Origin of the sequence: Citrobacter sp. Cf136 (genome assembly GCF_030333815.1) — a bacterium.
GTDB classification, from domain to species: domain Bacteria; phylum Pseudomonadota; class Gammaproteobacteria; order Enterobacterales; family Enterobacteriaceae; genus Citrobacter; species Citrobacter freundii.
Genome location: NZ_JAOWFE010000029.1, coordinates 580,341 through 597,420 on the forward strand (window position 1 = coordinate 580,341; position 17,080 = coordinate 597,420).

The following is a 17,080-nucleotide window of genomic DNA, read 5'->3' on the forward strand; positions in this document are numbered from 1 at the left end:
GCGTGCGTTAACCAAAAAGGCCGGAAATTCCGGCCTTTTGTTTTTCTCCCCTCCCGCACGTGCCATAAGGTACAATCCCCGCTTTCTTTATCCACAAGGGACAAAAAATGGACGCTCGTTTTGTTCAGGCCCATAAAGAGGCGCGCTGGGCGCTGTGGCTAACCCTTTTATATCTGGTCACATGGTTAGTGGCCGCTTACTTACCTGATTCAACGCTGGGTTTTACCGGCTTACCGCACTGGTTCGAAATGGCCTGCCTGCTAACGCCGCTGGTTTTCATCGCGCTGTGCTGGGCGATGGTGAAGTTTATCTATCGCGACATTTCGTTGGAGGATGACGATGCAGCTTGAAGTTATTTTACCGCTGGTCGCCTATCTTCTGGTGGTCTTCGGTCTTTCTGTTTACGCCATGCGTAAGAGAGTGACCGGTACCTTCCTGAATGAATATTTCCTTGGCAGCCGTTCCATGGGCGGGGTCGTGTTAGCGATGACGCTAACGGCAACCTACATTAGCGCCAGCTCGTTTATTGGCGGTCCTGGCGCTGCTTACAAATACGGACTGGGATGGGTGCTGCTGGCGATGATCCAGTTGCCTGCCGTCTGGCTCTCATTGGGGATTCTTGGTAAGAAATTCGCGATTCTGGCGCGTCGTTATAATGCTGTTACCCTCAACGATATGCTGTTTGCGCGCTACCAGAGCCGCCTGCTGGTGTGGCTGGCGAGTCTCAGCCTGCTGGTCGCGTTTGTCGGAGCAATGACCGTACAGTTTATTGGCGGCGCACGTCTGCTTGAAACCGCTGCGGGCATTCCTTACGAAACTGGATTGCTGATTTTTGGCGTCAGTATCGCATTGTATACGGCGTTCGGCGGATTTCGCGCCAGTGTACTGAACGATACCATGCAGGGTATGGTGATGCTGATTGGAACTATCGTTTTGCTGGTCGGCGTCGTCCATGCTGCCGGTGGCCTTAGCAATGCGGTGGTAACCCTGCAGACTATCGATCCTAAACTGGTCTCGCCGCAGGGCGCTGATGACATTTTGTCACCCACGTTTATGACCTCATTTTGGGTATTGGTGTGTTTTGGCGTAATTGGCCTGCCGCATACGGCGGTACGCTGCATCTCTTATAAAGACAGTAAAGCGGTACACCGCGGCATTATCATCGGCACCATAGTGGTGGCGATCCTGATGTTTGGTATGCATCTGGCGGGTGCTCTGGGACGGGCGGTAATCCCTGACCTGACGGTACCAGACCTGGTTATCCCTACGCTGATGGTCAAAGTCTTGCCGCCGATCGCTGCCGGGATCTTCCTTGCGGCTCCCATGGCCGCGATCATGTCGACGATCAATGCCCAATTGCTGCAAAGTTCCGCTACGATCATTAAGGATCTGTACCTGAACCTTCGTCCGGAACAGCTTAAAAATGAAACCCGGCTGAAGCGCATGTCAGCAGTGATTACCCTGTTGCTGGGCGCGTTACTGTTGCTGGCCGCCTGGAAACCACCAGAGATGATTATCTGGCTGAATCTGCTGGCGTTTGGCGGGCTGGAAGCCGTCTTCCTGTGGCCGCTGGTGCTGGGCCTCTACTGGGAGCGGGCAAACGCGTCAGGCGCATTGAGCGCGATGATTGTCGGCGGCGTGCTTTATGCTTTACTCGCCACCTTTAACGTTCAGTTCCTGGGCTTCCATCCGATCGTGCCCTCGTTACTGATAAGCTTGCTGGCTTTCCTGATCGGCAACCGTTTCGGTTCCGCCGTCCCGCAAGTCGCCATATTGACTACTGATAAATAAAGAGTTTTGCCATGCCATGGATCCAACTGAAACTGAACACGACCGGTGCCAACGCTGAAGAGTTGAGCGATGCGCTGATGGAAGCGGGCTCCGTTTCCATTACTTTCCAGGATACGCATGATACGCCGGTATTTGAACCTCTGCCGGGCGAGACTCGCCTGTGGGGTGATACCGACGTTATCGGCTTGTTCGATGCAGAAACCGACATGAAAGAAGTTGTTGCCATCCTGGAACAGCATCCGCTGCTGGGTGAAGGCTTCGTGCATAAAATCGAACAGCTCGAAGACAAAGACTGGGAACGCGAATGGATGGATAACTTCCACCCGATGCGCTTTGGCGAACGTCTGTGGATTTGCCCGAGCTGGCGCGATGTCCCGGATGAGAATGCTGTCAACGTGATGCTGGACCCGGGTCTGGCGTTTGGTACAGGCACGCACCCCACCACCTCTCTGTGCCTGCAATGGCTGGACGGTCTTGATCTTAACGGTAAAACGGTTATCGACTTTGGCTGCGGCTCCGGCATTCTTGCCATTGCGGCACTGAAACTGGGTGCGGCGAAAGCCATTGGCGTGGATATCGATCCGCAAGCGATTCAGGCCAGCCGTGATAACGCCCAGCGTAATGGTGTTTCTGAGCGGCTGGAGCTTTATCTGCCGAAAGACCAGCCAGAGGCGATGAAAGCCGACGTGGTGGTCGCCAACATCCTTGCTGGCCCATTACGTGAACTGGCTCCGTTAATCAGCGTACTGCCCGTAGAAGGCGGTTTGCTGGGGCTTTCTGGTATTCTTGCCAGCCAGGCGGAAAGCGTCTGTGAAGCCTATGCCGATCTCTTTACGCTCGATCCGGTTATTGAGAAAGAAGAGTGGTGTCGCATTACCGGCCAGAAAAAATAATCCCTTCCGGCGTGGTTATCTGACCACGCCATTTTCAGACAATAGACCAGCATACCGACACTTTCCTCAGCGATATAATAATCAATTGATTTTGTTATTTTTTATATTGATTTTCATTGAGTAAACGTATGCGTTTCAACTGTTTTACAACAACTTTGCTGGCAGCATGCCTGATGCCACTGACCACGCTGGCCGTACCATGGGGATATACCGAAGAAAATGGCCCCGCACGGTGGGGAGAAATCAGCAAAGCGTATGCAACGTGCCAGACAGGCATAAACCAATCCCCCATAGACATCCAGACCACCACAACCAGTAAACTCGGTCTTCCCGCGCTCAACATGCAGTACGTCGATGGCCCAACTAGATTTCGGAGCATTAACCATACGTTGCAGGCAACGATGAGTAGCTATACATCTAATTCCATTGAAATTGATGAAACGCTTTATTATTTAAAACAATTTGAATTCCACGCCCCGAGTGAACATGCCCTCAACGGTAAAACCTATCCGCTGGAGCTGCAGCTGCTCCACAAAAATCAATCCGGAGACATCGCTATCGTGGCGGTTATGTTTGACGTCGGCGAACCGAACCAGGCGATTCAAAATTTGTGGGAGTCCTTTCCAGCCATGGAAGACAGCAGTATGCCCATCTTCTCACCAGTTAATATCAATCAGCTTTTACCCGACAATAAAACCTACTGGCGCTACCGTGGTTCGTTAACAACGCCACCCTGCACCGAAGGCGTCACCTGGGCTGTCCTGAAAACGCCTGTTGCTCTTTCAGCCGAACAGCTGGATAAATTTCACTACATTGTTGGGCCTGCAAACAATCGCCCGCTGCAGCCGTTGAATGAACGCAAGATTACGGCAAGCTATTCTGGGGATACCGAGATCCTGTACTAAAATGAGGTAGCGATCACACAATGGCGAGGTGATTTGCTGATTAATTCAGCAGAATATCTTGTCAGTACCTTCTGCAGCTGAAGAAAAAATGAGAAGTTACGCAAAATTATATGTGTATATAAAATAGACACATCTTTATAATGCAATGATTTATATGATTAAATATTTTCATGCGTTCACATTTACGGCAATTCATTGATCCACCTCAGTGGATTGGTCAAAGTTTGGCCTTTCATCTCGTGCGAAAAATGCGTAATATACGCCGCCTTGCAGTCACAGTATGGTCATTTCTTAACTCATGCGCATCGGACAATACCAGCTCAGAAATCGCCTGATCGCAGCACCTATGGCTGGCATCACTGACAGACCATTCAGGACGCTGTGCTATGAGATGGGAGCAGGATTGACGGTATCCGAGATGATGTCTTCTAACCCGCAGGTTTGGGAAAGTGACAAGTCTCGTTTACGGATGGTGCACGTTGATGAGCCAGGAATTCGCACGGTGCAAATTGCCGGTAGCGACCCTGTTGAGATGGCCGATGCCGCACGTATTAACGTGGAAAGCGGCGCCCAGATTATTGATATCAATATGGGGTGTCCGGCTAAAAAAGTGAATCGTAAGCTCGCAGGTTCAGCCCTCTTGCAGTACCCGGATTTAGTGAAGTCGATACTAACCGAGGTCGTCAATGCAGTGGACGTTCCTGTCACACTCAAGATTCGCACCGGCTGGGCTCCGGAACACCGTAACTGCGTAGAGATTGCCCAACTGGCTGAAGATTGTGGCATTCAGGCTCTGACCATTCATGGACGCACCCGCGCCTGTTTGTTCAATGGAGATGCTGAGTACGACAGTATTCGGGCAGTTAAGCAGAAAGTTTCCATTCCGATTATCGCGAATGGCGACATTACTGACCCGCATAAAGCCAGAGCTGTACTCAACTATACGGGGGCGGATGCCCTGATGATAGGACGTGCAGCTCAGGGAAGACCCTGGATCTTTCGGGAAATCCAGCATTATCTGGACACTGGGGAGCTGCTGCCCCCGCTGCCTCTGGCAGAGGTGAAGCGCTTGCTTTGTGCGCACGTTCGGGAACTGCACGACTTTTATGGTCAGGCAAAAGGGTACCGAATTGCGCGTAAACACGTATCCTGGTATCTCCAGGAACACGCTCCGGATGACCAGTTTCGGCGCACATTCAACGCCATTGAAGATTCCAGCGAACAGCTGGCGGCGTTGGAGGCATACTTCGAAAATTTTGCGTAAACAGAAATAAAGAGCTGACAGAACTATGTTCGAACAACGCGTAAATTCTGACGTACTGACCGTTTCTACCGTTAACTCTCAGGACCAGGTAACTCAAAAGCCCCTGCGTGACTCGGTTAAACAGGCACTGAAGAACTATTTTGCTCAATTGAATGGTCAGGATGTTAACGATCTCTATGAGCTGGTACTGGCTGAAGTAGAACAGCCCCTGTTGGACATGGTGATGCAATACACCCGCGGTAACCAGACCCGTGCTGCCCTGATGATGGGCATCAACCGTGGTACGCTGCGTAAAAAACTGAAAAAATACGGCATGAACTGATACTAATCAGTTAAATGTTTGTTTTAAAAGGCGCTACTCGGCATGGGGAAGCGCCTTTTTTATTAACTTCACACGGGAGGCTTTGGCGATGAACGCAAGATGTGAACCTGTCTATTTTGGCGATGAATCTAAAAAGATAATCCTGGGTGATGCACTGACCGAACTGAAAAAGCTGCCTTCTGAAAGCGTCGATCTCATTTTTGCCGATCCACCTTATAACATCGGTAAAGATTTTGACGGGATGGTGGAGTCCTGGGATGAAGAGGCTTTTCTGGCGTGGCTGTTTGAGTGCATTGACGAGTGCCATCGCATTCTCAAACCGCACGGCACCATGTACATCATGAACAGTACGGAGAACATGCCGTATATTGACCTCAAATGCCGCCAGCTCTTTACTATCAAGAGCCGTATCGTGTGGTCATACGATAGCTCAGGGGTACAGGCCAAAAATTACTTTGGTTCGATGTATGAACCGATCCTGATGATGGTAAAAGATCAGAAAAACTACACATTTAATCGTGACGATATTCTGGTTGAAGCCAAAACCGGGGCTCAACGCGCGCTAATAGACTACAGAAAAAATCCACCGCAGCCATACAATCAGAAAAAAGTGCCGGGAAATGTCTGGGAGTTCCCACGCGTTCGCTATCTGATGGACGAATACGAAAACCACCCCACCCAGAAACCCAAAGCCCTCCTGGAGCGTATAATTCTGGCATCCTCGAACCCAGATGACAGGGTACTGGATCCGTTTGCCGGCAGCTTCACCACCGGTGCCACCGCCGTGGAATTGGGTCGCAAGTTTGTCGGGATTGAGATCAATGTTGAATACGTAAAAATGGGGCTCAGAAGACTGAGTATCGGTTCTCATTTTTCAGAAATTGAGCTTGCCAAGGTGAAAAAACGTAAGACAAAAAACCTGTCTAAAAAGAGTCGATTGACGGCAAAGAGCGGCGATCTTTCAACAAAGTAAAGGCATTGTAAGTCTGCTTTTCAGGTTACAGATTTCGTGTATATTCCCTGCACGCTTGGGCATGAATACACAGGGTTTGGTAATGATTCGCAAGTATTGGTGGCTGGTTGTTTTTGCAGTATTCGTTTTTCTTTTTGATGCGCTGCTCATCCAATGGATAGAGCTGATGACAACAGAGCACGATAAGTGCCGGAATATGAACTCAGTGAATCCCCTTAAGCTGGTCAACTGCGTCGACCTCGAATAGCGCCACCAACCCCACTTCAACAGCCGTCAGGCCTGGCGGCTAAAACGACCCCACCTGACTCTCACTCTGCGCTAATTGCCTTACGCTACCATCTGGGCTTAACATTTTTAATACATTATCAACTAATACTGGCGCTTGTTTATAAAGATCATAACTCATTGGATTAATGAGCCAGTTTTTAACAATGCCACTAAAACTCCCATGAAGAATAATTATTATAACGTCTAAATCAAGACTGGTTGCGATAAGTCCGTCGTCCATACATTTTTGCAAGGCAATGCGCATACCCAGATGATTGATACCAATTTTTTCACGAATAGCCTGTTCCGATATCATATCGTTATGGAATTCACATTTATGATATAAAATTTGCATTAATGCCTGCTGGCGAGGATTCTGCGCAATATATTGCAACCCCACAACTAACTTTTCACGCAGTCGCTGTAAAGGATTATCTCCCCAACGGCCAATAAGCTGGTCCTGAATAAGATCGCGCAATGGCGGTTGTTGTAACCATAGTTCATTAAACAATTGCGTCTTGTTTTCAAAATGCCAATACAGCGCCCCCCGCGTCACGCTGGCGGCATCTGCAATGTCGTTTAGCGTCGTATTGCTTACGCCACGTGCGGCAAACTGTACAATCGCTGTTTCTATCAGGTGCTGCCGCGTTTTGAGGGCATCAGCTTTCGTTTTTCTGGCCATGGTTTCAGCTGTCTGAGGTAAGGGTAAGGTAGAGAATGATTAACTTTCTTATCTAATATTTGCTAAACGCAATAAATGTATCACTTAGCATTTATTTAAACGAGCCCTAAAAAATATTATTACTGACTTTGCACACGAATAAACAAAACAAATACCAACAATCAATATATTCACAAACCAAATGCTTATTTCAATTTGTGTTTATACGCATCATAGTATTGCTATTAACACCTCAATGAAACAACAGTCGATTAATCTCTTTTTGCTTTTACGTGCCGTGAATCGCACCCATAAATAAGTATTACTTACATCGCAAGCTAATAATTTGTAGGATAGCCAACTATTATTTTCTCTTGTGCGCGTTATCGCCCCTGCGTTACCCGGTTAATAACGAGCGTTCGGTTTTTTAAGGAATTGAAATGACGAAAAATGCCAGGTTTTCACTCCTGCCCTCATTCATCATCGTCTCCGCTGCATTACTCGCCGGTTGTAACGATCAGGGAGAAACACAAGCTCATCCCGCAGAACCGCAGGTGACTGTCCATGTCGTCGAAAAGGCTCCTTTAGCCGTAACGACCGAATTACCCGGGCGCACAACGGCATTCCGAATTGCAGAAGTCCGTCCCCAAGTCAGCGGGATAGTGCTTAAACGAAATTTCACTGAGGGAAGCGATATTGAAGCCGGACAGTCGCTTTATCAGATCGATCCCGCGACTTACCAGGCCGACTATGACAGCGCCAAAGGTGAACTGGCGAAGAGTGAAGCGGCGGCTGCAATCGCGCATTTAACGGTAAAACGCTATGTGCCATTGGTTGGCACCAAGTACATCAGCCAGCAAGAGTACGATCAGGCAATTGCTGATGCTCGTCAGGCCGATGCCTCCGTGATCGCGGCAAAAGCGGCGGTCGAAGGCGCGCGTATCAATCTGGCCTACACAAAAGTGACATCGCCGATTAGCGGACGCATCGGTAAATCTAACGTCACCGAAGGCGCATTAGTCACGAATGGCCAGGCTACAGAGCTTGCTACCGTTCAACAGCTCGATCCCATTTACGTCGACGTAACACAGTCCAGTAACGACTTTATGCGCCTCAAACAGTCTGTTGAACAAGGGAGTCTGCATAAAGACAGCACCAGCAGTACGGTCGAACTGGTGATGGAAAATGGTCAGTCATACCCGCTAAAAGGCTCTTTGCAGTTTTCTGATGTGACGGTTGATGAAAGCACCGGATCAATCACCCTCAGAGCCGTGTTCCCTAACCCAGAGCATACGCTGTTGCCGGGCATGTTTGTGCGCGCACGCATTGATGAAGGTGTTCAGCCAAATGCCATTCTCGTTCCGCAGCAGGGGGTAACGCGTACGCCTCGCGGCGATGCCACCGTAATGGTCGTCAATGACAAGAGTCAGGTTGAGTCTCGCGCAGTCGTTGCTGCACAAGCCATTGGCGACAAATGGCTTATCAGCGAAGGCCTGCAACCGGGTGACAAAGTTATCGTGAGCGGCTTACAGAAAGCACGTCCAGGCGTTCAGGTTAAAGCAACCGCCGATACCGAAACTCCTGCCACGAAAGCCCAATAAGGTAACCGGACATGGCTAACTTTTTTATCAGGCGTCCTATCTTTGCCTGGGTACTGGCTATCATTCTGATGATGGCGGGTGCTCTGGCAATCATGCAACTGCCCGTGGCACAGTACCCGACCATTGCGCCTCCTGCGGTCGCCATTTCTGCCACTTATCCTGGTGCAGATGCGCAGACGGTTCAGGATACAGTCACACAGGTTATCGAACAGAATATGAATGGTATCGATAACCTGATGTATATGTCCTCCACCAGCGACTCGGCCGGGAGTGTGACTATTACGCTGACTTTCCAGTCCGGTACCGATCCCGATATCGCGCAAGTACAGGTGCAAAATAAACTGCAGCTCGCCACTCCGTTACTGCCGCAAGAAGTTCAGCAGCAAGGGATCAGCGTCGAGAAATCGAGTAGCAGCTTTTTGATGGTCGCGGGTTTTGTTTCTGACAACCCCCAAACCACACAGGATGACATTTCCGACTACGTCGCTTCGAACGTTAAAGACTCAATCAGCCGTCTGAATGGCGTGGGTGACGTGCAGTTGTTTGGTGCACAGTACGCCATGCGCATCTGGCTGGATGCAAACTTATTGAACAAATATCAGCTCACGCCGGTTGATGTGATCAATCAGTTGAAGGTACAGAACGATCAGATTGCCGCAGGTCAGTTAGGGGGGACGCCTGCATTACCTAACCAGCAGTTGAACGCCTCTATCATTGCGCAAACGCGACTGAAAGACCCTGAAGAGTTCGGGAAAGTGACTTTACGCGTGAACAGCGATGGTTCGGTTGTTCACCTGAAAGACGTCGCGCGTATCGAGTTGGGTGGGGAAAACTACAACGTCGTGGCGCGTATTAACGGTAAGCCTGCATCCGGCCTTGGGATCAAGCTGGCAACCGGGGCAAACGCGCTGGATACCGCGAACGCTATCAAAGCCAAGCTGGTTGAACTGCAACCATTCTTCCCGCAGGGAATGAAGGCGGTCTACCCATACGACACGACGCCGTTTGTGACCATCTCCATTCATGAAGTGGTAAAAACGCTGTTTGAAGCGATCGTGCTGGTGTTCCTGGTCATGTATTTGTTCCTGCAAAACATCCGGGCAACGCTCATTCCAACCATCGCTGTCCCCGTCGTATTGTTGGGCACATTCGCCGTACTTGCCGCGTTTGGCTACTCGATAAACACCCTGACGATGTTCGGCATGGTGCTCGCCATCGGTCTATTGGTCGATGATGCGATAGTGGTGGTGGAAAACGTGGAACGCGTGATGATGGAAGATAATCTGCCGCCTAAAGAGGCGACGGAAAAGTCCATGTCACAAATACAGGGGGCACTGGTTGGTATTGCCATGGTGCTGTCTGCGGTATTTATCCCGATGGCCTTCTTTGGCGGTTCAACTGGGGCTATCTATCGGCAGTTCTCCATTACCATCGTTTCCGCCATGGCGCTTTCTGTACTGGTAGCGCTGATCCTGACTCCTGCGCTTTGTGCAACATTGTTGAAGCCGGTATCGGCTGAGCATCACGAGAAAAAAAGCGGTTTCTTTGGCTGGTTTAATGCCAAATTCGATCACAGCGTCAATCACTATACCAATAGCGTCAGCGGTATTGTGCGTAAAACAGGGCGTTACCTTGTCGTCTATCTGATCATCGTGATCGGAATGGCAGTTCTGTTTATGCGCCTGCCGACCTCCTTCCTGCCAGAGGAGGATCAGGGTGTGTTTATGACAATGATTCAACTTCCGGCAGGAGCTACGCAAGAGCGCACCCAGAAAGTACTGGATCAAGTTACTCAGTACTACCTGACCAATGAGAAAGCTAACGTCGAAAGCGTCTTCACGGTTAACGGTTTTAGCTTCAGCGGTCAGGGGCAAAACTCAGGTCTGGCATTCGTTAGCCTCAAGCCCTGGAATGAACGTAGCGGCGAGGAAAATAGTGTTGAAGCGGTCATTGCACGCGCCACACGCGCGTTCAGCCAGATCCGCGATGGGTTAGTCTTCCCCTTCAATATGCCCGCTATTGTTGAACTGGGTACCGCAACCGGCTTCGATTTTGAGCTGATCGATCAGGGCGGTCTGGGGCATACTGCGTTGACGCAAGCGCGTAACCAACTACTGGGAATGGTGGCTAAACACCCCGATCTGTTGGTTCGCGTTCGTCCTAACGGACTGGAAGATACTCCGCAGTTTAAGCTGGATGTTGATCAGGAGAAAGCACAGGCACTGGGGGTATCGCTGTCGGATATCAACGAAACTATCTCCGCATCACTGGGCGGCTATTACGTCAATGACTTTATTGACCGCGGTCGTGTGAAAAAAGTGTACGTTCAGGGGGATGCAAAATACCGCATGCTGCCAGCGGACATCAATAATCTGTATATCCGCAGCTCCAATGGCGAAATGGTTCCGTTCTCTGCGTTCAGTGCATCACATTGGATTTATGGTTCACCGCGACTGGAACGTTACAACGGTATGCCATCCATGGAAATACTGGGCGAAGCGGCACCAGGGCGAAGCACTGGTGAAGCAATGGCGCTGATGGAAAGTCTGGCGGAAAAACTGCCGAATGGTATTGGTCATGACTGGACGGGTATGTCTTATCAGGAAAGGCTGTCGGGTAACCAGGCGCCTGCGCTGTATGCCATCTCGTTAATCGTAGTATTCCTTTGCCTTGCCGCATTGTATGAAAGCTGGTCTATTCCTTTCTCGGTGATGCTGGTTGTACCGCTCGGTGTTGTAGGCGCATTGTTAGCCGCATCACTGCGCGGGATGAATAACGATGTGTATTTCCAGGTTGGCTTACTAACCACTATCGGCCTCTCGGCTAAGAACGCCATCCTGATCGTCGAGTTTGCCAAAGACCTGATGGATAAAGAAGGCAAGGGGTTGATTGAAGCGACGCTGGAGGCATCGCGTATGCGTCTTCGTCCTATCCTGATGACATCCCTGGCCTTTATTCTGGGGGTTATGCCTCTGGTTATCAGTCACGGAGCAGGTAGTGGTGCACAGAATGCGGTCGGTACAGGTGTTATGGGAGGAATGCTGACCGCAACATTGTTGGCTATCTTCTTCGTCCCCGTCTTCTTTGTTGTCGTGAGACGGCGTTTTAGTCGGCACAACGATTAATTTGTAAAATAAAGGCGTCTACGGACGCCTTTTTTACCTACGATGCTCCTCTTTATTTATTAGTAAGATAGCCATGTATTTCATTTAAACTATCCCTCTAAACTCGCCTACGACCTTTCTTTTTATCCATTATTTTTACAATCCACATGAATTGAGATTATTCCTCATGTCAGTCCTTTTTTAAGAAGTGGTAAAATAATCACCGAGTTCGCAGATGGCTTAGCGTTTGTCTTTGCTTAATTAGCGAAACGCTTATTTTGAGGTAACACCATGAAAAGATTAATATCCGTTGCATTGCTTACCGCATTCCTGGCTGGCTGTGCACACGATTCTCCTTGCGTACCTGTATACGACGATCAGGGGCGCCTGGTTCATACCAATACCTGTATGAAAGGCACTACCCAGGATAACTGGGAAACAGCCGGAGCCATCGCCGGTGGTGCTGCAGCCGTTGCCGGACTAACACTTGGGATTGTCGCCCTGACCAAATAAATCATCTCAAAAGCGCGGTTATTACCGCGCTTTGAGCACTAAGCATAAAATCTACATATAAGACAAAACGTTGCTTAATAGCGACTGACATATAATAAAATTATTATAGATTCCCCTCACACATCCACGATTTAAAATTAGCATTTTTTCTGTTTTTCGTTACACCACAGTTTCTTTTCATTATTCTCACGCCATTAATATTAACGCCAGAAATCGTTATCACGCGTCCTGTCTGATTTTTAAATTTTTTGCGCCAAAATGTGGCTTACGTTTCAATTTTGCACCACTTCAGGGCGCTGCATTTATTTTTTCCTGTCTACACTCTGCATATTGCGTCAAATAATCAGGCGCAAAAAACTGGCACTACCTTTGCTTAAAAGAGTATGGCCAAAGCCACAGACAGGTAAAAGACGTTTTCAGAACGTTTCCATAACAATAATTCCTCCACACAGGATGCTCTATGAAAAAGATGATAATCGCCAGCCTGGCTGCGGCCGGCGTGCTGCTTGCTGTTGCAAATCAGGCGCATGCCGGCGCAACACTTGATGCCGTAAAGAAAAAAGGGTTTGTGCAATGTGGGATCAGCGACGGCTTGCCTGGCTTTTCTTACGCCGATGCAAGCGGCAAGTTCTCGGGTATTGATGTTGATGTATGTCGTGGCGTTGCCTCCGCCGTATTTGGCGATGATAGCAAAGTAAAATATACCCCGCTCACCGCCAAGGAACGCTTTACTGCATTACAGTCTGGTGAAGTCGACATGCTCTCTCGTAATACCACGTGGACCTCCTCTCGTGATGCCGGTATGGGTATGTCCTTCACTGGCGTAACGTATTATGACGGCATTGGTTTTCTTACCCACAATAAAGCAGGTCTGAAGAGCGCTAAAGAGCTGGATGGCGCAACGGTCTGTATTCAGGCGGGAACCGATACCGAACTGAACGTGGCCGACTACTTTAAAGCCAACAATATGAAGTACACCCCCGTCACCTTTGACCGCTCGGATGAATCAGCCAAAGCTCTGGAATCTGGACGTTGCGATACGCTGGCTTCCGACCAGTCTCAGTTGTATGCCCTACGCATCAAGCTGAGCAATCCTGCGGAGTGGATCGTCCTGCCAGAAGTTATTTCTAAAGAACCGCTGGGACCTGTCGTACGTCGTGGGGACGATGAGTGGTTCTCCATTGTTCGCTGGACGCTGTTCGCCATGTTGAATGCGGAAGAAATGGGTGTTAACTCGAAAAACGTCGATGAAAAAGCGGCTAATCCAGCAACTCCGGATATGGCTCACCTGTTGGGTAAAGAAGGGGATTATGGCAAGGATCTGAAACTTGATAACAAATGGGCCTACAACATTATCAAGCAGGTTGGTAACTATTCGGAGATCTTTGAACGTAACGTTGGATCGGAAAGTCCGCTGAAGATCAAACGTGGACAGAACAACCTCTGGAATAACGGTGGCATCCAATATGCGCCACCGGTGCGCTAATGCGTAGTGATGTAACGGGCGCCGCAACTGCGGCGCTCAGCCCAGAGTCATAGTTACTGAGGTTTTCTTATGTTCCATCGCCGCTCAACCGTAAAAGGATCGTTATCCTTTTCTAACCCTGCGGTCCGCGCCTGGTTATTTCAAATACTCGCCGTCATTGCGGTTATCAGCATTGCGGTCTATCTCATTCATAACACGATAAATAACCTGAACAATAGCGGTATTACCTCGGGGTTTTCTTTTCTCGATCGCAGTGCCGGATTTGGTATTGTCCAGCATCTGATTGATTACGAGCAAGGCGATACGTATGGTCGTGTCTTTGTGGTCGGCCTGCTCAACACACTATTAGTTTCTGCATTGTGTATTGTTTTCGCATCAATTCTCGGTTTCTTTCTCGGACTGGCACGCCTGTCAGATAACTGGTTATTGCGAAAACTCTCGACGATCTACATCGAAACGTTCCGCAATATACCGCCACTGCTGCAGATCTTCTTCTGGTATTTCGCTGTATTACGTAACCTGCCCGGCCCACGCCAGGCTGTTAACGCACTGGATTTGATGTTCCTGAGTAACCGGGGGCTCTATATACCGGCCCCACAAATGGGAGAAGGTTTTTTTGCCTTTTGCACCGCTGTCGTTATCGCTATCGTCGTCACCATCGGATTATTTCGCTTCAACAGAATGCATCAGACCAAAACCGGCCAGCTACGTCGGACCTGGCCCACGGCTCTGGCGTTGATCGTACTTTTACCGGTGATTTCACAGTGGATGTTTGGCGCTGCGCTTCACTGGGATATTCCCGCGCTTCGTGGTTTTAACTTCCGTGGCGGTATGGTGCTTATTCCCGAACTGGCGGCACTGACTCTGGCGCTTTCGGTGTACACCTCGGCATTTATTGCAGAAATTATTCGGGCGGGAATTCAGGCCGTTCCTTATGGCCAACATGAAGCCGCACGCTCGCTGGGTCTGCCAAATCCGGTGACGCTACGCCAGGTAATCATCCCACAGGCGCTACGCGTCATCATTCCCCCACTGACCAGCCAGTACCTGAATATCGTCAAGAACTCTTCTCTTGCGGCCGCCATTGGCTATCCGGACATGGTGTCACTGTTTGCCGGCACGGTACTCAATCAAACAGGGCAAGCCATTGAAACGATCGCCATCACCATGTCGGTATACCTGATCATTAGTCTGAGTATTTCTTTGCTGATGAATATTTATAACCGCCGTATTGCACTGATTGAGCGCTAAGGAGCCATGATGACAAAAGCCCTGCTGTCTCACCCCTCACGCCAGCGCAGTAATCCGGCAAGCCGCAGCCTACTCTGGGTGCGTAAAAACCTGTTCTCCAGTTGGTCAAATAGCCTGCTCACCCTACTATGCATATGGCTGATTTGGTCATTTCTTCCGCCACTGTTGAACTGGGTATTCTTTCAGGCCAACTGGGTCGGTTCAACCCGAGCAGACTGCACCAAAGCCGGAGCCTGCTGGGTGTTCATTCATGAACGCTTTGGGCAATTCATGTATGGACTTTATCCCCACGATCAGCGCTGGCGTGTAAATCTGGCCCTGATAATTGGTTTGCTGTCTATCGTTCCCATGTTCTTGAAAACAATCCCGCATCGTGGCCGCTATATCGCCGTCTGGGCCGTAGTTTATCCAGTGGTGGTTTGGTGGCTGATGTACGGGGGTTTTTTCGGGCTGGAGCGCGTAGAAACCCGGCAGTGGGGTGGATTAACACTGACGCTAATTATCGCATCCGTGGGGATTGCAGGCGCGCTTCCATGGGGCATTTTACTGGCGTTGGGACGTCGTTCCCATATGCCGGTCGTGCGGGTTTTATCCGTCATTTTCATTGAGTTCTGGCGCGGTGTGCCGTTGATTACCGTTCTGTTTATGTCCTCGGTCATGCTTCCTCTGTTTATGTCCGAAGGAACCAGTATCGACAAGCTTATCCGGGCCCTGGTCGGCGTTATTCTTTTCCAGTCGGCCTATGTCGCAGAAGTGGTTCGCGGAGGGTTACAAGCCCTACCAAAAGGTCAGTATGAAGCCGCTGAATCACTGGCGTTAGGATACTGGAAAACTCAGGGGCTGGTCATTCTTCCGCAAGCCCTCAAGCTGGTTATCCCTGGCCTGGTTAACACGATTATCGCCCTGTTTAAGGATACCAGTCTGGTCATTATCATCGGTCTGTTTGATCTCTTCAGTAGCGTGCAGCAAGCAACTGTGGACCCTGCGTGGCTGGGTATGTCGACAGAAGGATATGTTTTCGCTGCACTGATTTACTGGATCTTCTGTTTCAGTATGTCGCGTTACAGCCAACATCTGGAAAAACGTTTTAACACCGGGCGTACACCGCACTGAGGAATTTATGAGCCAATTATTAATGCCGTCCACCGACGCGATGATTACGCTGGAAAACGTCAACAAATGGTACGGACAGTTTCACGTCCTGAAAAACATCAACCTGAAGGTAAAACAGGGAGAGCGCATCGTATTATGTGGGCCTTCCGGTTCGGGTAAATCGACAACTATCCGCTGTATTAACCATCTGGAAGAGCATCAGCAAGGACGCATTGTGGTGGATGGGATTGAACTCAATGAAGACATCCGCAATATTGAGCGCGTCCGACAAGAAGTTGGCATGGTCTTTCAGCACTTTAATCTCTTTCCTCATTTAACTGTCCTACAAAACTGCACACTGGCGCCTATCTGGGTGCAAAAGATGCCGAAAAAAGAGGCTGAAGTACTGGCAATGCACTACCTCGAGCGGGTCCGCATTGCCGAACATGCGCATAAATATCCCGGGCAAATCTCTGGTGGACAACAACAGCGCGTGGCCATTGCACGCTCGCTGTGTATGAAACCCAAAATCATGTTATTTGATGAACCCACATCAGCGTTGGATCCTGAAATGGTAAAAGAAGTGCTGGATACCATGATAGGTCTGGCACAATCGGGCATGACCATGCTATGTGTAACCCATGAAATGGGCTTTGCCCGCACAGTAGCTGACCGGGTGATCTTTATGGATCTTGGCGAGATTGTGGAACAGGCACCACCGGATGAGTTTTTTGCTCACCCCAAATCTGAACGCACTCGTGCGTTTTTATCGCAGGTTATTCATTAAAGCCATATGCCGGATACAGTTCCGGCTTATTTCCGCGTATAAACGCAAAAAGGCCATCCTTTCGGATGGCCTTTCGCTTTTATTTGATGTCTGGCAGTTCCCTACTCTCGCATGGGGAGACCCCACACTACCATCGGCGCTACGGCGTTTCACTTCTGAGTTCGGCATGG

16 protein-coding genes and 1 rRNA gene are annotated in these 17,080 nt (G+C 49.6%); 15 read left to right on the plus strand and 2 right to left on the minus strand.

All coding sequences use genetic code 11. The features are described from left to right. Window positions 1-107: 107 nt before the first annotated feature. The 8 genes from OGV98_RS03350 (at window position 108) to OGV98_RS03385 (ending at window position 6,395) form a co-directional block, all read left to right on the plus strand. Window positions 108-350 (plus strand): YhdT family protein, encoded by a 243-nt coding sequence (locus tag OGV98_RS03350; RefSeq protein WP_003844813.1) that lies wholly within the window; start codon window positions 108-110, stop codon window positions 348-350. Further along, a complete protein-coding gene (gene panF / locus OGV98_RS03355; protein ID WP_003839880.1) occupies window positions 340-1,791 on the plus strand; it encodes a sodium/pantothenate symporter in 1,452 nt (483 codons plus the stop codon). The genes OGV98_RS03350 and panF overlap by 11 nt, the downstream gene beginning before the upstream one ends. Before the next feature lie 11 nt (window positions 1,792-1,802). After that, entirely contained in the window at window positions 1,803-2,684 is an 882-nt protein-coding gene (gene prmA / locus OGV98_RS03360) for a 50S ribosomal protein L11 methyltransferase (RefSeq protein WP_003839878.1), read from the plus strand. A gap of 128 nt (window positions 2,685-2,812) precedes the next feature. Further along, window positions 2,813-3,589: a carbonic anhydrase gene (locus OGV98_RS03365; protein ID WP_061549604.1), complete on the plus strand. Its 777-nt coding sequence runs from the start codon at window positions 2,813-2,815 to the stop codon at window positions 3,587-3,589. A 298-nt stretch (window positions 3,590-3,887) separates the two neighbouring features. Beyond that, a complete protein-coding gene (gene dusB / locus OGV98_RS03370) occupies window positions 3,888-4,853 on the plus strand; it encodes a tRNA dihydrouridine synthase DusB (RefSeq protein WP_057102187.1) in 966 nt (321 codons plus the stop codon). 25 nt (window positions 4,854-4,878) lie between these two features. After that, complete coding sequence (gene fis, locus OGV98_RS03375) at window positions 4,879-5,175, plus strand: DNA-binding transcriptional regulator Fis (RefSeq protein ID WP_000462905.1); 297 nt, start codon at window positions 4,879-4,881, stop codon at window positions 5,173-5,175. A gap of 88 nt (window positions 5,176-5,263) precedes the next feature. Continuing rightward, on the plus strand, window positions 5,264-6,148 hold the full coding sequence (gene yhdJ / locus OGV98_RS03380) for an adenine-specific DNA-methyltransferase (RefSeq protein WP_003844806.1): 885 nt from the start codon (window positions 5,264-5,266) through the stop codon (window positions 6,146-6,148). Window positions 6,149-6,230: 82 nt separating this feature from the next. Then, window positions 6,231-6,395, plus strand: coding sequence for a DUF2556 family protein (locus tag OGV98_RS03385; protein ID WP_003025279.1), 165 nt, complete (start codon window positions 6,231-6,233; stop codon window positions 6,393-6,395). 39 nt (window positions 6,396-6,434) lie between these two features. On the opposite strand, the gene envR is transcribed toward OGV98_RS03385, so the two are convergent. Then, complete coding sequence (envR, locus tag OGV98_RS03390) at window positions 6,435-7,097, minus strand: acrEF/envCD operon transcriptional regulator (RefSeq protein WP_044714559.1); 663 nt, start codon at window positions 7,095-7,097, stop codon at window positions 6,435-6,437. A 419-nt stretch (window positions 7,098-7,516) separates the two neighbouring features. Between envR and OGV98_RS03395 the strand changes: the two genes are divergently transcribed. The 7 genes from OGV98_RS03395 to OGV98_RS03425 all read left to right on the plus strand — a co-directional run bounded on the left by OGV98_RS03395 (window position 7,517) and on the right by OGV98_RS03425 (window position 16,910). Beyond that, window positions 7,517-8,677 (plus strand): efflux RND transporter periplasmic adaptor subunit, encoded by a 1,161-nt coding sequence (locus OGV98_RS03395; RefSeq protein ID WP_044714562.1) that lies wholly within the window; start codon window positions 7,517-7,519, stop codon window positions 8,675-8,677. 11 nt (window positions 8,678-8,688) lie between these two features. Next, on the plus strand, window positions 8,689-11,802 hold the full coding sequence (locus OGV98_RS03400) for an efflux RND transporter permease subunit (RefSeq protein WP_202580960.1): 3,114 nt from the start codon (window positions 8,689-8,691) through the stop codon (window positions 11,800-11,802). Window positions 11,803-12,072: 270 nt separating this feature from the next. After that, window positions 12,073-12,294: a lipoprotein gene (locus OGV98_RS03405; RefSeq protein ID WP_003025292.1), complete on the plus strand. Its 222-nt coding sequence runs from the start codon at window positions 12,073-12,075 to the stop codon at window positions 12,292-12,294. Between the two features lie 460 nt (window positions 12,295-12,754). After that, window positions 12,755-13,780: an amino acid ABC transporter substrate-binding protein gene (locus OGV98_RS03410; RefSeq protein WP_003025295.1), complete on the plus strand. Its 1,026-nt coding sequence runs from the start codon at window positions 12,755-12,757 to the stop codon at window positions 13,778-13,780. Between the two features lie 69 nt (window positions 13,781-13,849). After that, a complete protein-coding gene (locus OGV98_RS03415; RefSeq protein ID WP_003844801.1) occupies window positions 13,850-15,031 on the plus strand; it encodes an amino acid ABC transporter permease in 1,182 nt (393 codons plus the stop codon). A gap of 9 nt (window positions 15,032-15,040) precedes the next feature. Continuing rightward, window positions 15,041-16,144: an amino acid ABC transporter permease gene (locus OGV98_RS03420; RefSeq protein ID WP_003025299.1), complete on the plus strand. Its 1,104-nt coding sequence runs from the start codon at window positions 15,041-15,043 to the stop codon at window positions 16,142-16,144. Between the two features lie 7 nt (window positions 16,145-16,151). Next, entirely contained in the window at window positions 16,152-16,910 is a 759-nt protein-coding gene (locus OGV98_RS03425) for an amino acid ABC transporter ATP-binding protein (protein ID WP_003025300.1), read from the plus strand. A gap of 88 nt (window positions 16,911-16,998) precedes the next feature. On the opposite strand, the gene rrf is transcribed toward OGV98_RS03425, so the two are convergent. Next, window positions 16,999-17,080 (minus strand): 5S ribosomal RNA (rrf, locus tag OGV98_RS23580); the annotation flags it as partial.